14 protein-coding genes and 9 pseudogenes are annotated in these 24,633 nt (G+C 32.7%); 4 read left to right on the top strand and 19 right to left on the bottom strand.

From position 1 onward, the window contains the following. Window positions 1–10 precede the first annotated feature (10 nt). Window positions 11–928, bottom strand: coding sequence for a Rossmann-fold NAD(P)-binding domain-containing protein (locus ABLV90_RS06875; RefSeq protein WP_069815222.1), 918 nt, complete (start codon window positions 926–928; stop codon window positions 11–13). A gap of 121 nt (window positions 929–1,049) precedes the next feature. On the opposite strand from ABLV90_RS06875, the pseudogene ABLV90_RS06870 reads away from it, so the two are divergent. Next, a pseudogene (locus ABLV90_RS06870) lies at window positions 1,050–1,557 on the top strand (N-acetyltransferase family protein). Window positions 1,558–1,783: 226 nt separating this feature from the next. Here the strand turns inward: ABLV90_RS06870 and ABLV90_RS06865 are convergent. The 12 genes and pseudogenes from ABLV90_RS06865 to ABLV90_RS06810 form a co-directional block, all read right to left on the bottom strand. Beyond that, window positions 1,784–2,816, bottom strand: a pseudogene (locus tag ABLV90_RS06865) (alpha/beta hydrolase). 272 nt (window positions 2,817–3,088) lie between these two features. Then, window positions 3,089–4,157 (bottom strand): annotated as a pseudogene (locus tag ABLV90_RS06860) (hypothetical protein). 469 nt (window positions 4,158–4,626) lie between these two features. After that, window positions 4,627–5,127: a hypothetical protein gene (locus ABLV90_RS06855; protein WP_002508377.1), complete on the bottom strand. Its 501-nt coding sequence runs from the start codon at window positions 5,125–5,127 to the stop codon at window positions 4,627–4,629. Window positions 5,128–5,300: 173 nt separating this feature from the next. Then, a complete protein-coding gene (gene dhaM, locus ABLV90_RS06850) occupies window positions 5,301–5,663 on the bottom strand; it encodes a dihydroxyacetone kinase phosphoryl donor subunit DhaM (RefSeq protein WP_069832651.1) in 363 nt (120 codons plus the stop codon). Window positions 5,664–5,665: 2 nt separating this feature from the next. Next, a complete protein-coding gene (gene dhaL, locus ABLV90_RS06845; RefSeq protein ID WP_069832650.1) occupies window positions 5,666–6,241 on the bottom strand; it encodes a dihydroxyacetone kinase subunit DhaL in 576 nt (191 codons plus the stop codon). Window positions 6,242–6,274: 33 nt separating this feature from the next. Beyond that, a pseudogene (gene dhaK, locus ABLV90_RS06840) lies at window positions 6,275–7,242 on the bottom strand (dihydroxyacetone kinase subunit DhaK). Between the two features lie 163 nt (window positions 7,243–7,405). Beyond that, window positions 7,406–8,424, bottom strand: a pseudogene (locus ABLV90_RS06835) (FecCD family ABC transporter permease). Next, a pseudogene (locus ABLV90_RS06830) lies at window positions 8,421–9,423 on the bottom strand (FecCD family ABC transporter permease). Before ABLV90_RS06830 ends, ABLV90_RS06835 begins: the two co-directional pseudogenes overlap by 4 nt. A 9-nt stretch (window positions 9,424–9,432) precedes the next feature. Then, window positions 9,433–10,236, bottom strand: coding sequence for an ABC transporter ATP-binding protein (locus tag ABLV90_RS06825; protein WP_069832646.1), 804 nt, complete (start codon window positions 10,234–10,236; stop codon window positions 9,433–9,435). 458 nt (window positions 10,237–10,694) lie between these two features. Further along, window positions 10,695–11,531, bottom strand: a complete 837-nt coding sequence (locus ABLV90_RS06820) for a YitT family protein (protein WP_021339384.1) — start codon at window positions 11,529–11,531, stop codon at window positions 10,695–10,697. Between the two features lie 568 nt (window positions 11,532–12,099). Then, the gene (locus ABLV90_RS06815) at window positions 12,100–13,329 is read right to left on the bottom strand and encodes a NupC/NupG family nucleoside CNT transporter (protein WP_021339383.1); all 1,230 of its coding nucleotides are present in this window, start codon (window positions 13,327–13,329) and stop codon (window positions 12,100–12,102) included. A gap of 389 nt (window positions 13,330–13,718) precedes the next feature. Next, window positions 13,719–15,437, bottom strand: coding sequence for an ABC transporter ATP-binding protein (locus ABLV90_RS06810; protein ID WP_021339382.1), 1,719 nt, complete (start codon window positions 15,435–15,437; stop codon window positions 13,719–13,721). Between the two features lie 240 nt (window positions 15,438–15,677). Here ABLV90_RS06810 and pbp4 point away from each other — a divergent pair. Next, window positions 15,678–16,972: pseudogene (gene pbp4 / locus ABLV90_RS06805) on the top strand (penicillin-binding protein PBP4). Between the two features lie 230 nt (window positions 16,973–17,202). Here the strand turns inward: pbp4 and tagD are convergent. The 4 genes and pseudogenes from tagD to ABLV90_RS06785 all read right to left on the bottom strand — a co-directional run bounded on the left by tagD (window position 17,203) and on the right by ABLV90_RS06785 (window position 20,794). Further along, entirely contained in the window at window positions 17,203–17,601 is a 399-nt protein-coding gene (gene tagD / locus ABLV90_RS06800) for a glycerol-3-phosphate cytidylyltransferase (RefSeq protein ID WP_021339380.1), read from the bottom strand. A gap of 92 nt (window positions 17,602–17,693) precedes the next feature. Continuing rightward, on the bottom strand, window positions 17,694–18,752 hold the full coding sequence (locus ABLV90_RS06795) for a glycosyltransferase family 2 protein (protein WP_460872393.1): 1,059 nt from the start codon (window positions 18,750–18,752) through the stop codon (window positions 17,694–17,696). Next, window positions 18,749–19,840: pseudogene (gene tarB, locus ABLV90_RS06790) on the bottom strand (teichoic acid glycerol-phosphate primase TarB). The gene ABLV90_RS06795 and the pseudogene tarB overlap by 4 nt, the downstream one beginning before the upstream one ends. 152 nt (window positions 19,841–19,992) lie before the next feature. Beyond that, window positions 19,993–20,794 (bottom strand): annotated as a pseudogene (locus ABLV90_RS06785) (ABC transporter permease). A 395-nt stretch (window positions 20,795–21,189) separates the two neighbouring features. Between ABLV90_RS06785 and tagH the strand changes: the two are divergent. After that, window positions 21,190–21,984 (top strand): teichoic acids export ABC transporter ATP-binding subunit TagH, encoded by a 795-nt coding sequence (tagH, locus tag ABLV90_RS06780; protein WP_069832639.1) that lies wholly within the window; start codon window positions 21,190–21,192, stop codon window positions 21,982–21,984. A gap of 78 nt (window positions 21,985–22,062) precedes the next feature. On the opposite strand, the gene tarA is transcribed toward tagH, so the two are convergent. Then, the gene (tarA, locus tag ABLV90_RS06775) at window positions 22,063–22,809 is read right to left on the bottom strand and encodes an N-acetylglucosaminyldiphosphoundecaprenol N-acetyl-beta-D-mannosaminyltransferase TarA (RefSeq protein WP_427705321.1); all 747 of its coding nucleotides are present in this window, start codon (window positions 22,807–22,809) and stop codon (window positions 22,063–22,065) included. A gap of 242 nt (window positions 22,810–23,051) precedes the next feature. Here tarA and ABLV90_RS06770 point away from each other — a divergent pair, with 242 nt between their 5' ends. Then, window positions 23,052–23,801, top strand: a complete 750-nt coding sequence (locus tag ABLV90_RS06770; RefSeq protein ID WP_277575867.1) for a M50 family metallopeptidase — start codon at window positions 23,052–23,054, stop codon at window positions 23,799–23,801. A 147-nt stretch (window positions 23,802–23,948) separates the two neighbouring features. Here ABLV90_RS06770 and ABLV90_RS06765 read toward each other — a convergent pair whose 3' ends face one another. After that, on the bottom strand, window positions 23,949–24,593 hold the full coding sequence (locus ABLV90_RS06765; protein ID WP_460872392.1) for a metal-dependent transcriptional regulator: 645 nt from the start codon (window positions 24,591–24,593) through the stop codon (window positions 23,949–23,951). Window positions 24,594–24,633: the final 40 nt, after the last annotated feature.

Here is a 24,633-nt window from a genome sequence, read left to right as displayed (position 1 = left end):
ACCTTTTCAATTATTTAGTATATTTTATTTCTTCACCTGATTGTATACGACCATTGAAATGTTTTATACGACAATCTATTTCAAATCCTCTCATCATCAAATCTTGAAATGGCGATTGGAACAAGTAATACGCTGGCCAGATGAGTTTAGGAATATAATCATATAAATGGACGATTACAGTTTGTGTTCCTTCCAGCTTTCGGAATTCTAACTTTCCTTGTTTCGTTAGATTCGGTTTTACTATCGATCCACCTACTAAATTTAATGTAATCATATCGCTTTCTGTTATCGTTTTATGAAGTACAAGTATTGGATTGCGTTTATCTTTGATATAGACAACAAAATTATCGCCTTCATTATAAGTATGTAACATCGTTCCTTTAGTTTTATTTAACCAATCAAAATAATATTCCACCATTTGATTTAAGGTCCAGTTCATTGGCAATTGTACATTAAGTGCACTTCGTACATCATCATACTTTGAAACTTGTAACTCGACTGCAACATGAGGTCGTGAAACTTTTACTTCTGTTTTTTCGACAGGCGTTCCATACGCCGACAATCGCTCTATTGACTCATTATCAAAGCGACTCCCACTAATATAAATGATTTTTTTAATTCCTTTTTTAGCTGTCGCACGTCCAAAATTATCAGCGGCAATTAAATTCATATCTCTAGCTGTTGCTTTGGTCAGCTTTGCTGAATGCTTGGTTGGATCTAAATAATAGATGGCCATATCCATACCTTCCATTGACTCAAGGACATCATTATAATTATAAATATCTTTTTTTAACCATGTCACTTCTTGAAACTCATCTTCTTTAGGATATTTCGACATCGTAAAAAGCGTCGCCTCATCTTTAATAGATTGTATTAAGTTTTTCCCTATATAGCCTGTTACACCTGCTAATAAAATATTAGGTTTCATAGTTATACTTCCTTTATTTTAATTTGTCTCTATTTAAATATCTCCTAGTAAAATCATGCTAATGATGTTAAGTTATACTATAACTGAGTAACAGCAAAATAGAAATGAGGAGTGGACACATATGGTTCATCAAATTCGTGAAATCGGTATCAATGATATAGATCCATTTGTAAAATTATTAACTACTATCTATGATGAATCTGAATATTTAATATATAATCCTGGTGAATATGCGCCATCTAACAGTGATGCCGTTTCAAACTTGGAACATTATATAACATCACCGTCCAATGCGATATATGTTGCCGAAAATAACGGAGAACTTGTTGGTTTTTCAATCGTAACAACTGAAAAGTTTGAACGTACACGTCATGAAGCACATTTTTCAATGGGTGTTATTAGACACTATCGCGAAAAAGGGCTTGGCCAATCACTTATTAATTCTATTGAAGCATGGTGTTTAAACCATAACATTCGCCGCATTGAAGTTTCTGTAGTCCCTGAAAACGAAACAGCGGTAGCTTTATTTAAAGTCTGCTGGATATCAAATTGACGGCGAACTTCGAGATAAACTTTATATCGATGGGCGTTATTTCAATAAATATATAATGTCTAAGTTATTACTTTAGTCTACCTCAATGTTTATATATTAAACGTTTCACTATTCTTGTTTAAGTATAAATTAATACATGGGAATGGAACAGCAATCCAATTTTGCTCATAACATTTCGTTGTATGAGCCCACGACTAGAACTAAAAACAGCTTATAGTTTCCATTACAGGAGATCTATAAGCTGTTTTTTTGAAATCTTTTATATAACTTTATTACGTCTAGTTGATTTTACTGTTTACTCATTAGTAAGGATTCAATTGAACACCCTCAGGATTTTTTGATTCGGGCTTCAATTCTCTCTCTACACCAGAAGCGCTTGTATTTCTACTTAAGAAACTCAATGTATCTTTCATATTTTGCTGTGACTCCGGTAATTGCATATGAAATTGGTATTGATGTCTCAAATTATGTGATCCATCATAAAATAGTTTATCAACTGGAACATCTTTTTCTTTTAGTTTTTTATAAAAATCAATGTTTTGACTATAAAATGGATCTGCATCCCCTACTGATAAAAATGTCGGTGGATAATCTTTTGTCACTTGGTTTATCGTAGACATTTCACTGATATATTTAAATTGTTGTTCCCAATCTCTCTTGCCAGTGTAACTTTCCATAAAGAGCTGGATTCTAGGAAACTCTGTTTCTTTCACCGTTTTCATATCATAAAAGCCACCAAAAAAGATTGCTCGCTTTTATTTGTTCCGGTTCAAACTGTTGGTTAAACTCCATATCTTCTCGTAATGATTCATTTGTTTGGATAGCTGTAAATTGACTGGATAATTGGGCGCCTGCTGAGTCACCACCGAAAACAACTTGATCAAAATCTATAGGCAACTCATGTTTATTCTGTTTGATAAACTGAACTGCACGATCAATTTGTTTTAACTGTGTTGGGTATTTATAGTCAGGTGCAAGTGCGTAATTAATATTCACTACGATATAACCTTGTTCAGCAAATTTTGATAATAACGGATTTTTATATTGTTTATCTCCTGCGATAAATCCTCCACCATGTAACCAAAAAATGACAGGCAATTTATTATCTTGATCTAATTCAGTAGGCGTTAAAATATCTAAGCGACTATTGGGTATCCCACTGCTATAAGTTATATTAGTAAATGCATTTACATTTTCATTATTAATTTGTACTTTTTCTTTAAATTCTTGCGCATTTTGTCGGTCATATTGTTGCTTAAGTAATATTGCAATCACAATTGCAACGACAACAAAAACAACAATAGCGATAATTGTCCATTTATGTTTTTTCTTCATGCTCGACCTTCCCTTTCGCATGCATTGTATCATAATTAATAATTACGTAGTAGTATTTATTTGAACGATTATAATAGACTAAACTGCCTTCTTCTTTATTTTAAAAATCAAATTGAGCAACTAACGTTTATAATTATAAATTCATCTCTATATAGGTTCATATCATATTTCAAAACAATAAATGGTCGCTAGATATCCAATAGGATTCTAACAGCCATTTATTAAATCTAGGATTTATGTCCTAATTTTATTTATACTTTATTTCATCACGGTTACGCTATGTGATCTTTATTTTGATTTTTTCTTGAATAGTATTTAATAAGTACTGCAATAACTACAACTAAGCCAATTACACCCATGATTGGATATAAGAAGTTAATTAAGTCTGCGAAACCTACGAAACTTAATGCATAAGCTACGAGCACCATTGCAACTATAAACACATGATAATTTTTACTATATGGTTCTGTAAATCTTGCGGCAAACGAATACATTAAACCAAGAATTGTATTGTACATAACTGCTAACATAATAATAGATAATACTAAACCAATCCAAGGATGAATTTCATTTGCTAACGTTAGTGTTGGAATAGAAGCATCTTTAATTGTCGTATACTCTGATTGTAATGCAAAGTTAATTAGCGCTAGTAATATTGTATATACAACACCACCAAATAATGCACCCGCACCAGATATTTTACGTTTGGACGCGTCTCCACCAATCGCAACAATTGTACTAAAACCAACTGCGAATGCTAACCCACCATAAATAATACCGTAAAAGATACCTTTCCAAATACTCGCCTCTGGAACTGTTTGGTTCACTTCTGCAAAGGAAATATTTCCATTAAATAAGTAAAATACTGCAATGATAACAACTAAAATAATTAAGAATGGCGTTACCATACCTAACGCACGTACGATTTTGTTAAAGTCCATTAATAATGTAATGTAGATAACAATCACCATAATTAATGCACCTAACCACGTTGGTATGCCAAAACTTTCTTCAAACGTTGATCCTGCACTCGCAATCATCGTGACTGAGATACCAAATAAGAAGAAGATAAGTAAATAGTCAATTATCTTACTAAATACACCACCGAATAAATAATCTAAAGTGGATTCATGATTTTGCGCATCGAATGCAGTACCAATCTTAGCAACTTGTCGACCTGCAAATCCTAATATCAATCCTGATATAATAACTCCTAGATACGACCAAAGCCCATAAGGAGTAAAGAATTGCATTACTTCTTGTCCCGTTGAAAAGCCAAGCACCTACTACGATACCAACATAAGCGAAACCAATTTTTATAGCTTCTTTATTCAAGCCCATGTGATTTATAACCTCCTCTTAAGTTAACACATTGAGTTATTATAACGCACTGTCATTATTTTGCAACACGACAAATTTCAAATTCACACTATTAATTAATTTTTACACTAATCATCTAGTGAATTTACATACATTTAAAAATTCATTTTTATTTTTAAATATAAATAAAAACTCTGTATTATCAAGCTCACAACAGGTTGAGGCTTTTATTCTCTGTAATTTTATACATTTATTATGCACTTGTTATCTCTACTTAAAAACTATAAATTTTTTAAATTTTTTATTGCTTTCAAGTTAACCATATATCACAATATTTAAATTGTCACTGTATTTCTATAATTTTAGTGAAATTTTATTATGTATATGCAACCTAATAATGCTTTTTAGAAAAAATAAAATTAAAAACCGAAAACCTCAATTTAAAAAAGAGATTTTCGGTTGAATATGTTTTTATTGCTAAGCATGTTAATTAATGTGCATTTTTATAGCGATTTAGTTCATTAAAGTCTACAACGACATTATCCATACGTTTAGCCGTTTCTTTAAGCACATTACGCGCAACACTATTAGACGGATCTAATTTTAGTATTTGTCGAGACACATCAAATGCTTTTTTATCAGAAATGACTGGTTCAGGAACTGCATGTAACAATAACATTTGTAACAGACTTTTTACTTCTTTACTGTCCGTAAGTTTTATGGATGATTCTGCATGATAATAAGCTGAGTCCAATGCACCTTGTAATTCACTTAATGGATAAACTAATAATAGAAAAGCTAAATCATGCATTTCTGCAGTTTCTTCTACTTTCATCATATCTAAAATACATGTGTAAAACATGACACTTTCTACTTCATGTGCACTTGAAATGTACGCCTCTTCAAATTCCATAAAATCTGTCTGGGACATTAAACGTTTTACTGACTCGAATTCGCCGTTTAAGACATGCTTTTGTATTAAATCTTTCATGGCAATGTCCTCCTAGGTATCCAGATTTCTATAACAGTTAGGTTCTATTCTACCACAGACTATTTATATATTCATATAAAAATGAAACTTTTTGCCATATTAATTGAAGTCCTTATAATATATTAATTACCTAACCTTTACCAATAGTCTATCAACATCAATAAGTAAATTATTTATCCGAAATTGCGTTTCAAATCATCAACAATTTCTTCGATAGAACCGCCTACTGATAATTTAACAGCGGCTGTAAAACTACCTTCAACAATCGGTGCATCGACTTTTTCTACTTGATACTTACCTTCATACATTTCAATAGCTAAATCTAAGTTCATTTCTGCAGAACCAATATCATAGAAACAAAGTGCATCATCGTCTAAATCATTAATCATTTCTTGTATATGATCGTAAGATGTTCCAATTTTACCTTCAACGCCACCCTGTATTAATATTGGAACATCTCCTGCCATTTGTTCCAATAATGCTTTTGTACCGTTTGCAATATCTTCACTATGACTCACAATTACAATTTTCGTCATAATTATTCATCTCCAATCAATGCGTTTAATATATAAACACTACTCTGTGCACCAGGGTCAATGTGACCTTTTGATTCTTCTTTAAAATACGATGCTCTGCCTTTTGTAGCAACGATATCTTTTGTTTCGTCTGCGTATGTTTGTAGCACATCTGCATTTAAAGTTTCTCCTTGTTGTACCGCTTCGTTTGCGCGTTCTATGACGTCATACATTGTTTTCTCATTTAATTCAACTTTACCTCTTTGCTTAATTGCTTCAGAAAATGAATTCAATACTTCTTTTAAGTTTGTAGCATCTAACTCATCGCCAACAACTTGAGACATTTTCACAAAACTAAAACCATACAGTGGGCCTGAAGCACCACCGATATTAGACATCAATGTCATACCTGTAGACTTCAATAAATTTTGCATGGAACTATCATCTATTTTCTCTGGTAATGCTTTAAATCCTCTAACCATGTTCACTCCATGGTCACCATCGCCTATAGCTCGATCTAATTCTGTTAATAGCGCTTCTTTTTCTTCAAACACTTCTACTAAATTAAGTAATCTTTCCTTTAATTCACTTACATTCATTTATGTTCCACTCCTTATCGTATCTATGACTTATTAATTAAAGTAAGGACTTGCTGTAGACTCAGTTAAAGCTGTTAACACTTCTTCTGTATATGGGACTAATGTTAAAGATAAGCCTTGCATATCTAATGCAGTCATATAATCTCCCACAAACCAATGTACAACATCAATATGCTTTTCTTGGAAATTTTCTGCTACATATTTTGTTGCTATATTAAGTTCAGATAATGGTGTTGCACCCATACCATTCACCATAACGATAAGTTTTTCTGAGCTTACTTCTTCCATTAAAGCTTTAATTAATCGCTCGACAATTTGATCTACAGCTTCCACTTTTTCTCTAGATAATCCTTTTTCTCCATGGATGCCTACACCGATTTCCATTTCATCACTTTCAATATCAAATCCATATTGTCCAGTTGTCGGTACCATTGGCGCAGTTAAAGCCATACCTAATGTTTTTACACTTGGTAAAAATTGGTCTACTTTTTCTTTAATGTTAGTTAATGACTCACCCTGGTCTGCTAAATATCCAGCATATTTATGTGCTAATACTGTACCGAGCAACGCCTCTTCTTTTATCATCATCGCTTACTGCAATATCATCCTTAACAATAACTGTTGCTACTTGTATGTCTTCCATCTCTGCCATTTCTTGTGCCATTTCAAAATTCATAACATCACCAAGCATAGTTTTTTACTACAAGTAATACACCATCTCCATTATCAACTGCTTTAATCGCACTTAGAATTTTATCAGGTGTTGGTGATGTGAATACTTCACCACAGACAGCGACGTCGAGCATCCCTTCTGCTACATAACCAGCATGTGCAGGTTCGTGACCACTTCCACCACCAGAAACTAGAGCAACACCTTGCTTTTTCTTCTCTTTTCTTACAACAACAGTATCTGCAATGACTTCAATTTCATTATTCGTTATCGAAAGTCCGTCCAACATATCTGTTAAAAATTGTGTTTTATCTTTAATTAGTTTTTTCATAGAGATGACCTCCTAATTTGAATGTTCATTTATAGTATACCCTACACATGAATGCAAACGCTAACATATGAAAATTGATAATGATTTCTTTTGTAATTATTACCAAAAATATTAAAAAAAGAAGCTTGGACATGTACTTTTGTCCAAACTCCTTTTTTAATATTTATATTGATTTTGATTTATACATTAAATATAAGAAATAAGGTGCACCAATGATTGCGACGACGATACCAGACTGGGATACCTGAAGGTTGTAATATCACTTGCCCCACCGTATCTGCTAACACGAGTAAAAATGCACCTATTAATATTGAAATAGGTAGAAAGAGTTGGTGTCTTGGACCAACAATCGATTTAGCGATATGTGGTCCTAACAAGCCAATAAAGCCAATTGAACCCGCTACTGAAACAGCAGTAGAAGATAATATAACTGCAACGAGTAATAATACAATACGTTCTCTTCCAATTTTTACGCCTACACCTTGAGCTATGTGTTGATGTGTATTTAATAAATTTAAAACATTAGACTTAAATAATAAAAATGGAATTAATATGAGAACCCATGGTAAAAACGCAATTACAAATGCCCATTCATCACCCCAAATATTACCCGCGAGCCAAGATGCAATAAACTCTGATTGATCTTCATCAAATGTGGACATCAAAGTCATTGAACCACCACTTAATGCAGTAGCCATGCCTACCCCTACAAGTACCATGCTTGAAGGGGTAATACCTTCACCTTTATTATAACTAAACGAGAAGATAATAAGTGCTGTTAAGATGCCACCAATCATGCTTATGATTGGTAGAACATAGACAAAGTTTCCAAGCATCTACATTCCCTATAACCATAAACAGCGCTATAGCAAAACCACTACCTGCGTTAATGCCTAATATACCTGGCTCAGCTAACGGATTCTTGGTAACACTCTGGATAATCGCGCCACTCATAGCTAATGCCGCTCCGGCTAAAATCGTAATAATCATCCGTGGCATTCTAAATTCCATTAATATCAATGTATCGGTATATGCGCCTTGACCAAATAAGGTCTTAAAGAACGTACCTACCGACATCTTATACTCACCTGAAGTCATACTCCACGCACAAGCGAGAAGCACAAGTATAATCAGAATCACCATTGTTAACCATTGTTTATATCTCAGTTTCGGATCTATCATGAGAAGCGACCTCCTCTTTTAACTAAATACAAGAAGTAAGGTACACCTATAAAGGAAATAATGGCTCCAACTGGCGCTTCACCTAACATACGGGCAACCGTATCAGCTACAAGCATCAACAAACCACCAACTAATGCTGTGAGTGGAATAACGCGGGCGTAGTCTGTACCGACTATATATCTCACAATATGTGGTACCATCAAGCCAACAAATGCAATTTGTCCTACCATAGCAACAGCTACACCGACCATTACCATAGATAAAATTAAAGTGATAGCACGTGTAAACGCCACATTTTGCCCTAAGCCTTTAGCCAATGTTTCACCTAAATTTAAAATCGTTAATTGTTTACTCATACTCACCATAATGATAAGCGCCACCAAAATAAAAGGTGCTGCCCACATCAACTGATTCCAAGTTGTTCCAGATACACCGCCAAGCACTCCAAAATGTTAAACTTTGGTTCAATCTAAATAATAGCGCTACGCCTTGACTTAAGGCTGTTAGTAACGCACTAACTGCTGCTCCGGCCAATATAATTCGCATCGGGTTAAAACCATCGCTTCTTGATCTTCCTATCATTAAGACGAAAAAGCCACCTATGAGCGCACCAATAAAGCCTGCTAACATCAATATGATGAATGGTGCTGACGGATAAAATGCGAAGGTCAGTGCCAGCATAAATGAAGCACCAGCATTTAGTCCAATTAAACTTGGATCCGCTAGACCATTTTTAGTAACCCCTTGAATTACAGCGCCTGAAGTTGCTAAGGCAACCCCTACTAAGATTGCTCCGAGATCCCTTGGAATACGTATTTCACTTATAATATTATGTTGTTGGTTTTTAGGATTATAATTGAACACTGCCTCGAATATAGTAGATATATGGATTTTTGCATCCCCATATAGAATCGACACAATTAAAGCAACTACTAATAATATAAACACTATTATAAATGTAGTTGTAAAATTCAACTTGCCCTTTTTCTTTGTGGTCATAATTAGCCTCTAAACTTCCGAATAACTTTTTCTACATAAATCGTACGTCACTAGCATAGGTTTCCCTGTTCTTGGATCTGTGCTAATTTCAACATCTATATTGAATACTTTTTCTAAAATTTCTTTAGTTAATACCTCTTCAGTCTCACCATTAGCAACAATATTTCCATTTTTCATAGTGATTAAATGGTCTGAAAATCGCACAGCTTGGTTAATATCATGTAAAACCATAACAATAGTACAACCTTGTTCTTTATTTAATTGCGTGATTAACTCTAAAATTTCTAATTGATGTGAAATATCTAAAAATGTCGTTGGTTCGTCTAAAAAGATAATATCTGTACGTTGCGCCAATGCCATAGCTATCCATACTCTTTGACGTTGACCTCCGCTTAAATCATTAATAGGACGTAGCCTAAATTCATATGTGCCTGTAACTGACAACGCCCAATCGATTTCTTTTTTATCTTCTGCTGAAAGACGTCCAAATCCTTTTTGATGAGGGAAACGTCCATAGGATACTAATTCTCCCACTGTAAGGCCATCCGCAACTTCAGGAGATTGTGGTAAAATCGCAATTTTTTTAGCAATATCTTTGGTTGCTTGTGCGTGTAAGTTCTCACCATCTAATTTGATTACGCCACTTTTAATAGGTAATAATCTCGATAACGCTTTCAATAATGTGGATTTGCCACAACCATTCGGCCCTATAATTGATGTGATTTTACCGTCAGGTATATGGATATCTAAGTTTTCAACAATTACGTTCTCCCCATAACCAATAGTAACTTGTTCTCCTTCTAAGCGACTCATAAATTCCCTTCTTCCTATATAAATAAGCATAATGCACTATATATTTTTTTACATTTAATTTGTCTCAATTCATCGTATATATCATTAGTTCAATTTAATAAATGATAATCATTATCACAGATGACATTATATCATTTTTTATATATTATGACTATTAAATCTCATCCTTTTCAACGCTCTTTTTGATTAATTTAATATACATTAAAAAGAGACAATATCCCTTTTATAATCTTATATAATGTTAAATTACGTTAAAAATAACTAGTTGTTTCACCATTAATATAATAACTTCAATATCCACCAGACAGCTATCTAGATAATCTAACAAAACCCATAAATTACAGGTTTAAGTTGTGACAACAAAAGGCGTACTTAAAAAAACTGCCATGAGGTCAGGAGACTTCATGGCAGTATAAAAATCTTTATTTATATTTCAAGCACTTATATTTTAAAATAAGTTAATGTTCATCAATCAAGAAACCATTACCATAAACATCACGCACATCATGAATAACTAAAAAGGCTTCCTCATCTATATTTCTTATCAAACGCTTCGCCTTGGTAACTTGTGTTTTAGTAATTACAACATAAAGTATATCTTTATCTTGTTTAGTGAAATAACCTCTACCATTTAAAATAGTCAGTCCACGCCCAACTTGTTCATCAATGACTTTTGCTATTTCGTCAGGATTGCTTGAAATAATTGTCATTGCTTTCTTCGTATTTAGACCTTCTATTACATATTCCATTACTTTAGTACCAATATACAATGAAATAACTGTTACTAGCGCGCTAGAAATTGGAATTACTGTTAGTGAAATTGCTACTACAATTAAATCAAAGAATAGCAATGCATATGGTGTACTTATATCCAAATATTTATTAGCAATTCTTGCTAAAATCGTTGTTCCAGCTGTTGTACCACCGGCAAGTACAATAACACCGATACCCAAACCAACGCATAGACCACCAAATACCGCATTAACTAATATATTTCCAGTTTCAATTTGCCAACTTGCTGTTAATTCTAAAAATATCGATATTAATATTGTAGCCACAATCGTTAAATACATACTTCTTTTACTTAAAAATTTATAACCAATTGCAATAAGCACAGCATTAAATACAAAATTGGTAATACCAGGAGAAATATGAAAGGCATAGTATAGTACGATTGCTAAACCAGTCACTCCTCCTTCACCTAAATCAGCAGATATAATAAATGTATTTACCCCTGCCGAGAATGCAAATGATCCAAATAGGACTAATATTAAATCACGTACTGTTTTATTCACCTACACGACCCCCTTGTATTTGCTTCAATCAATTGAATGTTAGCAAAAAATGACCAATACCACAACATCCACCAGACATAAAAACACATGAAAATTATATTCAAAAAGCAATTATAAAGTGAATTATAAAATTAAGTTTTTCAATTTTTAAAAATTCTGAATTTTCGGTTTACTTTAGCGCATTCCTTTGCTATAATAAAATCTATCTTCTTATTGATAGCCAATAAGAAGCCATCTCCTTTGTGTTGTTTATAGTAACAAACAAAACAATTTTTGCTCGAGTATATTAATGGTACCTAGTCCTTACTATTAATATATAATTAATTCATTTCCCGTAAAAGCCAAGTAATGATGAATGTGTCTCCTCACTTCATTTACTTGGCTTTATTTTTATGTGAAATGTTTAACTATGAAGTATTTTCAAAAACGTAAAAACTACCCACAAAGTTTTATTGTCTATAATTTTAGAACATTGGTAAACCACTCGTTGTAAAAGCGTGCATAAAAAAATGCCAACAAAGTCTCCGACTTTGTTGGCATTCTGAAACTATATTTTATCTACAACTTCTTACCAAGCAAACAATCCTACAAACCCCGCAGTCATTAATGACACTAAAATACCCGCAAGTAATAACATTGGCACGTATTGAGATACGAAGTCTGATGTTTTTTTATCAACAATACCTTTTAAAGTACCTATGATCATACCGATTGTTGAGAAGTTCGCGAATGATATCAAGAATGTCGTAATAACAGCTCGTCTATGAGGAGAATAAGAATCTATTACATCTTTAATTTGCCCCATTACTACAAACTCATTCGTTACAATTTTCTTCGCCATTTGTTGTGCTACAATCCATGCTTCATCCCACGGTAAACCAAGCAGTAATGCGAATGGATACATGAATGCACCTAATATTTGATCTAAGCCAAAGCTTCCTTTAAGACCTGCCCAACCACCTATAATACCTGTTAGCAAGTTGATAAAGCGATCAATCAAATCAGAAAGTGCTACAAAACTGATAACGAATGCAACAATAATTAAAATTAATTTACCGGCATTTAAAACTGAATCTCCTAAGAATGAGAAGAATGGTTGACGCTCTATTTCATCATTGCGAATACTGTAAATAATATCTTCTTTTTCCTCTACAGATACAGGATTTAAAATTGAAGACACAATAATCGCATTAATGATATTTAATGGAATTGCCGTCAATACTAAATCTCCCGGCACCATAGACACATATGCACCTACAATCGCACCAGATACCGAACTCATCGACATCATTGCGACTGTTAGTACACGCGTTTCTTTCATTCGTTTCAATTGTTCATTTGATACTGCAAGTGCTTCAGTATTACCTAAAAACATCATTTCTATCCCAAAGAATGATTCGAATTTAGGTTGGCGCGTAATTTTAGCTAATACCCAGCCAATTGCACCAATTAATTTTGGTAATATATTGAAATACATCAAAATATCAAATAATGGAACAACTAATAATATAGGAAATAACGCACTTACTGCCATATCCATCGCGCCAGGTTCTACCCAACTCGCAAAAGCGAAGCCAGTCCCCGCATGGGCAGAATCAATTACCCAAGAAATTCCATTTGCTAAACCTTGTACAGCTGTTTTTCCCCAAGTAAAAGACATAAAGAACCAAGCTAAGAATAAATTTAAAACGACTAATATCCCAATCGATTTCCATTGGATATTTTTTTTGTTTCTAGAAAATAATACAGCAAGCCCTAAGAAAACAAATAATCCAATTATGTTAATCACTAAAAACATAATACACCCACCATTCCTTTTTAAATCGATGATAACAATGAACTTCTAAAAGTAACTTGTTGCTATGTATCGGAATAACTAAAGCAAACACATTAAATGATTGTCAAAGCAGATAATGGCACATTTATAACAATCTTTAATGTGTTTACTTTTATATTACTTATCCCTGTTTAGTTAATTCAGTTATTTATAAATTTAGTTATATACTTTTCAAGTCATCGTTTCTTAATAATGCACAATAATTATAGCATGTATGGACTTTATATAAAATAACAATTTTATAGTTCGATTATCACAGTGAGAAACATAATTTCAAACGGGAAATGTCCGAGTTTTCTTATGAAAGCGAATACATCAATGTGGTTTTCAAACGTGTTTTTCGCTTTTTACTATTTTGATAAATTTTGCGTGCGTACAAATTGTTGATATTTTTCGTGATTTTCCATTAATTCTTGATGGCTTCCTTTACCTGTAACTTCACCACCATCAATAAAGATAATTTGTTCTGCTTTTTTAATAGTAGAAAGTCTATGTGCAATAACAACTGTCGTACGATTTTCCATTAGTTCTTCTAATGCATCCTGAATTTTACGTTCACTTTCACTATCTAAATTGGCAGTAGCTTCATCTAGTAATAAAATATCTGGATTTTTAACAAAGCTTCGTGCAATATCTATACGTTGACGTTGTCCACCAGATAATTTCAAACCACGTTCGCCCACTATCGTATCGTAGCCATCATCAAATTGTTCGATAAACTCATGACAATTGGCTAACTGTGCATAATGGATTAGCTCATCCTCTGTCACTTCACGGTTGATACCGTACAAAATATTATCTTTAATCGTACCATTCATTAATGCGTTAGATTGCATCACGTAACCAATTTTCTCACGCCAATCTCCTAGCGAGATATCGTAAATAGATTTACCACCATATGTAATGTGACCCTCTTCAATTTCATACATACGTTCTATAATATTAAAGATTGTACTTTTACCTGACCCCGATGGCCCAACGAATGCTGTTACTTTGCTTGGTGGTATATCAAAAGAGACATTTGAAAGTATCGGTTTAACGCCATATTTAAAATCAACATTTGCAAATGTTAGGCTACCATCAATGATTTCGCTTCCTTGATTTGACTCCAGTGGTTCGGTAGGTTCTTCCATAATTTCATAAATACGGCTACTAGCACCTACTGCTCTTTTATAATCCGTCACTAAAGTAGATAAATTAACGAGTGGCGCAGAAAGTTGAATAACGTAGAAAATCATTGCAATTAATGTTCCGGCCGTAATCGCACCAGTAGAAATTCTAATCGCACCAAAACCTAAAATAATAGCTATCGTAAGTAACATGATCATTCCAGTTATAGGTTGTATGATAGCTGTAATTTTTGCTTGTTTTAAACCTAAAAAATAAATTTCTTTCAAATTTTTATGCGCATTATCCAATTCAAGCTTTTCAGTACTTGATATTTTAACTAAGCGCATTTCTGTTAATACGCGGCCAAGCAAACCACTAAAGTTAGCAATTTCTGATTGCGTTTTTTTAGATATATTTTGCATAATCTTACCTAAAGGTATCATGATAAGAATAAATAATGGGATTGTGATAAAAGTTAATAATGTCATTTTCCAATCCATTATAAAAAGCATAATTAACGAACCTATAATTGTTAATAAGGAAGGTAATAAATTGGGCAATTTACGCGAGATAAATTCATTTATTACTTTTGTATCATCTGTTAAACGACTCATTAATTGACCGCTTTCGTTTTGATCAAAGAATGGCATTTTCAAATGAATAATATGTCGCCATAGGACTGAGCGAATGGCATAAATAATCTTTTCACCAATCTTACTTAATAAATATAAGCCTAAACCACTCAGTAACGCATTTATGATAAATATAGCTATAAATGCGGCAATGAACATCCAGTTAATATCTTCAAAAGAAAATTCATCAACAAGTTTACCAGTGAAAAAAGGTACGGCTAGTCCTGTGATACTACCTAATGAAGAAATTGTTACAGCAATCACAATCAGCCCCACTGGCCAAGATAATTTTTTAAATAAGTAGAACAATGGATTCTCTTGCTTCATGTTTATTACCTCTTCTAAAATTATTTTGAAATTCAGTTACTATTTAATGAAAATGAGCAGTTCACCATAATAGTAATACAGATGTTACGCATACAACTCCACACAACAAGGTTTCATACAATCATTTATCTATAGCACAACAAGGCTAAAAACCATTGTTATAACATTTTATTATTGACCTAAATGTGCTAAGATATTTCTATTGCACTAAAACTGAATATATTAAGAGGGAATGTAATTATGAGAAAGTTAATTCTGACAATCATAACTGTACTCTTCGTTGGTACAATTATAACACCTTTTGCCGATGCAGAAACAGTAACACCTACTCAAGCGGCAAACCAATATGGTCAAAGTGTTTCCGAAGACTACCAACCAGAAGGTGCAGTTAATGTTGCACAAACAGGTCAAATTCTTTATCAGTATCAGATGGATAAAGATTGGTACCCTGCTTCAATGACCAAGCTGATGACAATGTACCTCACACTTGATGCAGTCAATAAAGGAAAGTTATCTTTAGATGATACTGTAGAAATTACAGAAGATCATTATCGAATGTCCACTTTACCAAAAATTAGTAACACGAAACTATATCCAGGTGAGACATACACTATCAAAGAATTACTTCAAATAACAGTCTCAAACTCTAGTAATGCTCGCTGCACTTATTTTAGCAAAAGAAGTTTCTGGTAATGTTTCAGATTTTACAGACGCAATGAATGAAAAAGCAAAATCTCTAGGCATGAAAAACACTCATTTCGTTAACCCAACAGGCGCAGAAAACACTCTGTTAAAGGATTTTACGCCAGAGAAATATAAAGATCAACAGAGTTCTACATCAACAGCGAAAGATTTTGCTATTTTATCACAACGTGCAGTTCAAGACACACCAAAAATCCTACACTTTACAAAACAACTTGCACCTACACAACACGGCGTTACTTATTACACCTTCAACCATTCACTTGAAGGTGCTGATATGAGTTTAGAAGGTACTGACGGTTTGAAAACTGGTTCAAGCGACATCGCAGATTACAACCACACCATTACAACCGAACGTGATGGTTTTAGAATTAATCAAGCTATCATGGGAGCCGGCGATTATAAGTCGCTCGGTGGAGAGAAAGAACGTAATAAGATTGGGAACGCCTTAATGAATATGTCTTTTGATCAATATAAACGTGAAAAGATATTATCTAAAGGTGAACAAGAAATTAATGGCGATACGTATTATGTAGAAAAAGACCTTTATGATGTGTTACCAAAAGAGTTTGATAAAAATGATTACAAACTCGTGGTGGAAGATGGCAAAATACATGTTGATTATGATCGAGAATTTATTTCTGATAAATATGGTCCACCAACAGTAAGTGTGAAAAAACCACTCGTTCATAAAACAACTACAGTTGTCCAATCATCATGGGATGACCATCCAATACTAACATTGCTCGGGTACGGTCTTAATCATTACTGCACTTGCAATTATTGTTTATCTCATTTTAGATAAATTCAGAAAAAAATCAAAACGTAAATAATTAGTCTTGCTCGTTGAATAGCACTGCTCCTATTCAATACATTTAACTTAAAACCACTTTCATTAAATTCGATTTAAAATGAATTTATATGGAAGTGGTTTTTTCAATATAAAAACCCAAGTCATCTCAATTTTGTGTAAACACAAAAACGAGATGACTTGGGTTAGTTAACTTTAATATTCAGTTTTAAAAAGTGATGCCTTCGACAAAAAATCTATATCAAACTCACTTTATTTTTCTGCGTCACCATAAAGCTCTTTTTTAATTTTAGTTGTTGAGATACCTTCTGTACGATTTAAGTAAATGACTTCACATTTCTCTTTCAAGAAATCAAATTCACCTTCCCAATCGTGGCCCATAACGAATGTATCTATTTCATAACGGTCAACATCGATTTCTTTTTGACCCCAACCGCCTTCAGGAATGACTAAATCAACGTAACGAATTGATTCTAACATCATTTTACGTTGTTCGTAATTGTAATATGATTTTTTATTTTTCACACGATTGAACTCATCCGTTGATAATGCTACAACTAAGTAATCGCCCATTTCTCTCGCTCTTCTCAATAATTCTATATGTCCGTAATGTAATAAATCATACGTACCATAAGTAATCACACGTTTCATAAGTATATCTCCCTTTACAGAATATTAATTTAAAATTTACATTTTTAAAAATTATAGCATATTGCTCAAAAGTTTACGAATTCTGTCATTTTTTAGCGTTTTAAATAATATTTTAATTTCATCTTTCCTCTTGATTTTGCACGCTTTGGCGACACTTCTACTTTAAAACGATAATAATTAGGTCTACCGATTCCAACACTTAATAGTGTTTCTCTCCATTGTTGATAAAGTGCTTTATTCCATTTTTTACTCCCTTGCTCAACTACTTTAATTATTCTAAACATAGCCTTACCAGAGTAATCTGTTTTTTGCATTTCGTTGATATATGTTGTTACAGTATCTAATAATTTTTTAGTAATCACATTATTCTTTTCGATATACGCTTGTAGTAAATAACTTACTATTAATTCATCCATTCGATAGCTATAATACGTTCTTTCATCTTTAGATGACAACAAGTCCATTACACGTGTTCTTACTTTTAAAGCATCTAACATGTAAGATTCAAACTGTTCTGCACGTTGATTTGTAACAGATCCTTCTATTTCATTGTATCCATATACAATATTAGGTAATAATTGAATTTTTTTCGCCTTTTTATATGCTGTTATAATAAAACAATGTTCTTCACAAAAAACAACGTCTTCATCAAATCTTAAATCAGCAAACTGTGCACTAAACATTTTCCCACCTGGACCAATTGACTGCATGATATCAGGGCATTGCGCTAACTCTACCTTCTCTAGCTTTTGAATTTCTTGATGCGTATATATTGGTTGCCACTCACCATGTTTACCTTTAGCGATTTGACCTAAAACGATATCCACATCTTCCGCTTTTTGATAAAAATCTGCCATAAAATCAATTCTACTCGTTAAAAATTCATCATCAGCATCTAAAAACATAAATACGTCACCAGTCATATGCGCAAGTCCTTTATTTCTACTTGCAGCTGCACCTTTGTTCTCCTGGTTAATTAGCGTAATATTTGGGTACTCTTTTTGTAATTGCTCTAGAACTGTTCTACTCTCATCGGTAGAGCCATCATTGATACAGATAATTTCATAATTTTGTTTCGTATCTACCGATGCAATCGCTCTACGAATTGTACTTGCCGCATTATATACAGGAATTATTATTGATATTTTCATAGTTTCACCATTTCCTCTATATAGTGAATGACTTGCGTTAAACTATCTTTAGCATTGTACTCATGCCAAGTTTCAAATAGTGGAGACCATACTATACTATTTTCTTGTAGTTTACGCACTAACTCATCTTCACTATAAGCTTTATATTGGGCGGGTATGTCATAATAAAATGAATTCAAACCGCGTTCCTTTTCATATTGCTTCTCATCGTATACATAAAATAATGTAGGTTTATCTAAAATACTTGCTTCAATTGCCAATGAACTATAATCACTTATAATCACATCTGCCATAATCATCAGAGATTGCAAGTTAATCGTTGTTTGATTATCGTTTGCTATAGAGGGATGTAATTTACTCAATAAAGTATAGTTCGGCAGTGCAGTTTCAAAATTCACTTTATCAATATTACGGTTAGATTGCTTATGTTCTCTATATGTCGGCACATATACTGCTACTTTTCCTTCTATACCATATTGTTTCTTAAGCTCTTGCTGTCTTTTTTCAACATTTAATAATGTATAAGGTACTAATCTTGGCAGGCCTGTTTTTAAAAACTGTTCGTCGGCGGCTTCAAATGCATCTTTAAAACAAGTGACCATAGGTTCTCCACCAACTAAATATTTATCTGTTGCTCGGTAAACCTTTTGATACTGATTGACCATTGGTTTATTCGATAAGTCCACTTGGTGATCTTGGAGCCCAAAGTTTTTAAGTGCACCAGACAGCGTGCCACGTTTGAATCACTGTCTGATTCGTCTTTTTCTTGAAACCACCAAACATTAAATAATACGTATCAATTATTATCACCTTGGCAGTGCTTAATGCTTTAATATGTTGAAATACTTTTTTATTACCTGCAGGTAGAAATGTCACATTTTCAAATTGTTGTATATATTTTCTATTTTCTTCGTTACCTATTACTGTAATTTTATATAATTTTCTATTTAACGCTTCTACAATGGGCAATACATCTTCTGCAAATGTCATCATGACCACGATATGATTATTCTTCAGCTTTTTTTACTATAAATTAAATTTAATAAGCTAATGATAAACATATAAAGCTTTTTGATTATCTGTCTCACAAATTCCACCGCCAATTTAAATTTCGACTACTATTGTTTACATTATATCTGTCTTACACTAAAAATTATAGAAAAATCCTTTAACAACTATTTCAGTCATTAAAGGATTCATGGCTACTCAAATAATATGAGTTAGTATTTTAAATTTCAACTTACATAAAGTCTGCGAATTGATCTCTATAACGCATATGCATAATAGAACCTACTACAAATAAGAAGATAATAATAAACATGTTATAAAGCGTCAATTCCCAATGCGTAATAAAGTACCATTCTTTATGTAGCACTGCAGAACGATATGCTTCTGCAAGATAATATATAGGATTTAATTTCATTACATCTTTTACAATGCCTTCTGGTGGCACAATCAAAATAGAAGATGCAAAGAACACCATTCTCATCAATGCTTGAATCGCTTGTTGGGTATCTTTCACAAGTACACCAAGCGTTGAAGTAAATAATGCAATTGCTGTTGTAAGAATTAGTGCAAATGGCACGTATAAAAACAGCTGCAACGTATAAATCGTAGGATAATAACCTGCTAACATACAAAGTAAAATAACTACAACAAGTAACGCAAGATGTCCATAGAATCTACTCATTACAATATACGATGGGATAATCGACAGTGGAAAATTCATTTTTGCCACTTGATTATATTTAGTCGCTATTGATTTTGTACCTTCTAATATACCTTGGTTAACAAAGAACCACATGCTAATACCTACGAGCAACCAATAAATAAATGGCACGCCATCTACCGGGCCGTTATCTCGAATTCCTAAACCAAACACAAACCAATAAACCATAATTTGCATTGCTTGGATTAATCAGTTCCCAGGCTGTGCCTAAATAGTTGTTTGTATTAGTGATTTTCATTTGGAACTGAGCCAATCTCTGAATAAGATAGAAATTTTTAAAATGCTCTCTAAAAACTACCCACACTGCATTCATTTTAATAAACCACACTTTCAATCGATTTACCTTATCACATTCCATTTGCGATGTTACACTTAAATTTAATATACGCTTTATTGTCTATCTTAACAACTTTCATTTACTATCGTAAATCAGAATAGCTAAAAAGTGCTATAAATGATATATTTTTGTATACTAAGTGATGAAACAACGTTAATGAAAAAATGAGATATAAGCTATCGTAACTTTATATTTTTCATTAATTTATCTTTATAGTTGATTTTATAACGTAAGTTCAGTAAAATTTAACAACTGTATAAAACTTCACTTCGTTAAATTGTACTCACTTACTTTACAATAGGTTTATAAATTTAACAACTAATATAATATATAATATAATAAGAGTAACTGTAAATAAGGAAGGTAAAATTATGAATGTATCGGTTGATATTAAAAATGTGACTAAAGAATATCGTATTTATCGTAATAACAAAGAACGCTTAAAGGATGTCCTTCTTCCTTTTCATGAAAATAAAACTTTTTATGCTTTAAATGACTTGTCTATAACGGCACACGAAGGTGATGTCATTGGTCTTGTTGGTATCAATGGTTCTGGAAAATCTACACTAAGTAATATGATTGGTGGATCATTATCTCCTACAAGTGGCGGTATCAAACGTGAAGGCGATGTAAGTGTGATTGCTATTAACGCAGGGTTAAATGGCCAACTCTCTGGTGTCGAAAACATCGAATTCAAAATGCTATGCATGGGCTTTACTAGAAAAGAAATCAAAGCATTGACACCTGAAATCATTGAATTCAGTGAACTTGGAGAATTTATTTATCAACCAGTTAAAAAATATTCGAGTGGTATGCGTGCAAAATTAGGCTTTTCTATCAATATCACTACTAATCCAGATATTTTAGTCATCGATGAAGCGTTATCTGTTGGTGACCAAACGTTCGCTCAAAAATGTTTAGATAAAATATTCGAATATAAAAAACAAGGCAAAACTATTTTCTTTGTAAGTCATAATATGAAACAAGTCCGTGATTTCTGCACTAAGATTGCTTGGATTGAAGCGGGTAAACTTAAAGAATTCGGTGAATTAGACGATGTATTACCTGAATATGAAAAATTCTTGAATGATTTTAAAAAACGTTCTAAAGCAGATCAAAAGAAATTTAGAAGTGATTTAGATAATTCTAGGTTTGTAGTTAAATAACACTAGAATTATTACTGGTTTCATGTTAAAAAATAAAAGCGTAAATTGCAGTGAATTTAAACTGCAGTTTACGCTTTTTTACTTCTTGCGCGTTTCTTTAATTACTTTAAATATAAATCGAGGTATTGATTTCATTCTTCCTAAGCGTTTCCAATCTATAATCACACGGTAAACCCACTCTAAATTCAAGCGTCTAAATAATGCGGGCGCTCTTTTCTTCGTGCCACTAAACACTTCTATCGAGCCACCTACGCCCATCAATACTGTTTGAGTAAATGTATTCATGTGTCGTTCAATCCAGTGTTCTTGTCTAGGATATCCCATTCCCACAAAAACATAATCAGGATTAAATGAGGTGATTTGTCTTAATACCATTTCATCTGTTAAATCAAAAAAACCATGATGAAAGTCAAAGTGAATGTTTGGATACTTTTGCGCTAAATTTTGTTGTGCTTTGATAACAATTTCATTCTTTGCACCTAGTAAAAACACTTTTTGATGATTGGCATTAGCGATTTTCAAGCATTCTTCCATTAGTTCAATGCCAGGCACTCGTTCTTTCAAGGGGGTTCTAAGTAACTTAGAAGCTTTTACAACGCCTGTGCCGTCCGGGATGACATAATTCGCACTATTAATTAAATTACGGTATGTAACATTGTCCGTAGCGTAATCCACTATTTCTGGATTTGCAGTAACAATAAATAAATTTTCTGGACTATTGGATAAGAAAAACTGCTTAACATTCTCTCGCATGTCCTCTAAAGTAACATTATCAAAATATACTGATAAGACGTTTACTTTATTTAATTTGTTGCTTTCCGTCATGGTTGGTGATCTCCTAACTCAAAATACATCAAATGTAATTTAACGTTTAATTATTATTGTAATATTAACACATTACGCGATTTACAGAAATTTTAAAACTGTTCTTACTTTCATTCTTATAATATACATCAAAAGTCTAAATGCTTTCTTGTCTAAATTACTTTATACTATAGATTATGCTATGACAACCTTACTTCTTTAATAAATATGAGGTTGTTGAAATATTAAATCGAGGTAATCATATGACAAAAATACATGAATTTTTCAGTTCAGCTATTCAACTCAATTTATATTGGGTTATGATTATAGCTCTGCTTTATATAATTATTCATAATTATCGTAATAAACCGATAAACCGAATTTTAGATATATATTTAAATTACATCCCTGTATTAACACATGAATTTGGACACATTTTATTCAATAAAATAAGTGGTGGGAAAGCCAAAGATTTAGTTATCGTTGCATCTCCTACTGAACGTGTTGCTACGTCGCAACAAGGATTCGCTGTGACACAATCAAAAAGTCGCTTCGGTCAATCTATCACTACATTCGGTGGTTATATCATGCCACCACTCATGTTATTTTTAGGTTTTTTAGCTATTGAATTTCAATACCCCAGTTTATTTATAAGTGCGTACTTAATTATATTTATTTATTTTTTAATACTGACTTCAAGAAAGATACTGCCAATCTTCATGGTTATTTTACTTATTGCATTACTCTATTTTTTGTTCCAAAGTGATAATCAATTGATGATGTTTTACATTGTAAGTCTTACATCTCACTTTATATTAGGTGTCTTATTAGGCGAAGTCTTGCAATCTTCAGTCACTATTTTTAAACTGACCTTCTCACAACAACCTGTGTCTTGGGATGGTAGTACTTTAAAAGAATTAACACATGTCCCTACTTTTATTTACAGCTTAATATGGATAGCGATTAATATCTTCACCATTTATCAATTATTTCATGGGTACTTTTTTACTTAATAACTTAGCTTGAGACTGGGACATATCACATGTCTCAGTCTTATTTTTATATTAGCAGGGGCTGACTGAATTGAAAATGCGCTTATTTCAAGCTTTAAAAAAACAAAAAAAGTGGTTGCTAAAAGCAATCCACTCCAGAAATATTATTTATTTTTCAGCGTAAATATGCGCCGCATTATCATAGCTTAAAATTGTCACGTTTTCGTCTTTTTGGACAATAATCACTTTATTTGTATCATCTTTATTAATGATTTTAATTTCCTCATCAATTAATATATCTTTGCTCGATAAATATATCAGTAATTCAGTACGATCACGAACACGTTTAATCGTTACCTTATCATCAGCCTCAAATGTAAGTAAATTCGTGGTATAAAGTTCTTTGTATTTACTATCACGTGGTATCACGCCGCCGTGAGGACAAGTGATTGGATAATCTAATAATTTATCCAATCGTTCTACAAACAAATTGGATACTTTATGCTCTAAAACTTCTGCTTCTTGATGTACTTCTTCCCAATTATATTTCAATATTTTTATTAAAAACAATTCAATTAAACGATGACGCTTAATAATATCCAGCGTGTATGTTAAACCTTTATCTGAAAGTCGCACACCTTTGTATGGTTTTGTTTCAACATACCCAGTTTTTTCTAAACGGTGAACCATTTCACTGACTGAAGGTGGTTTGATGTTTAAATATTGGGATAGTGTCTTATTTGAAACAAAAAAATGATCACCATTGTGCGTTAAAATCGCCTTTAAATAGTCTTCTTTTTCTTCAGTTAGCATTATCTCACCTCTCAACTCATTCACTTCATTGTATCACGAA

The sequence above is a fragment of the Staphylococcus sp. 2S1 genome, from assembly GCF_046721335.1.
GTDB classification, from domain to species: Bacteria; Bacillota; Bacilli; order Staphylococcales; family Staphylococcaceae; genus Staphylococcus; species Staphylococcus equorum_A.
Note: the sequence above shows the minus strand (reverse complement) of the source record. Positions and strands in the feature narration are given on the sequence as shown.

Bases quoted from the DNA above. Each gene is read 5' to 3' on its own strand.
- ABLV90_RS06855 (WP_002508377.1), bottom strand. From the start codon at position 5,127: ATGAAAGATTTAATACAAAAGCATGTCTTAAACGGCGAATTCGAGTCA.
- dhaM (WP_069832651.1), bottom strand. From the start codon at position 5,663: ATGACGAAAATTGTAATTGTGAGTCATAGTGAAGATATTGCAAACGGT.
- tagD (WP_021339380.1), bottom strand. From the start codon at position 17,601: ATGAAACGTGTGATTACTTATGGTACGTATGATTTATTACATTACGGA.
- ABLV90_RS06815 (WP_021339383.1), bottom strand. From the start codon at position 13,329: ATGTTTTTAGTGATTAACATAATTGGATTATTTGTTTTCTTAGGGCTT.
- ABLV90_RS06770 (WP_277575867.1), top strand. From the start codon at position 23,052: ATGACAAAAATACATGAATTTTTCAGTTCAGCTATTCAACTCAATTTA.
- tagH (WP_069832639.1), top strand. From the start codon at position 21,190: ATGAATGTATCGGTTGATATTAAAAATGTGACTAAAGAATATCGTATT.
- ABLV90_RS06875 (WP_069815222.1), bottom strand. From the start codon at position 928: ATGAAACCTAATATTTTATTAGCAGGTGTAACAGGCTATATAGGGAAA.
- ABLV90_RS06810 (WP_021339382.1), bottom strand. From the start codon at position 15,437: ATGAAGCAAGAGAATCCATTGTTCTACTTATTTAAAAAATTATCTTGG.
- ABLV90_RS06765 (WP_460872392.1), bottom strand. From the start codon at position 24,593: ATGCTAACTGAAGAAAAAGAAGACTATTTAAAGGCGATTTTAACGCAC.
- ABLV90_RS06795 (WP_460872393.1), bottom strand. From the start codon at position 18,752: ATGAAAATATCAATAATAATTCCTGTATATAATGCGGCAAGTACAATT.
- ABLV90_RS06825 (WP_069832646.1), bottom strand. From the start codon at position 10,236: ATGAGTCGCTTAGAAGGAGAACAAGTTACTATTGGTTATGGGGAGAAC.
- tarA (WP_427705321.1), bottom strand. From the start codon at position 22,809: ATGACGGAAAGCAACAAATTAAATAAAGTAAACGTCTTATCAGTATAT.
- dhaL (WP_069832650.1), bottom strand. From the start codon at position 6,241: ATGAATGTAAGTGAATTAAAGGAAAGATTACTTAATTTAGTAGAAGTG.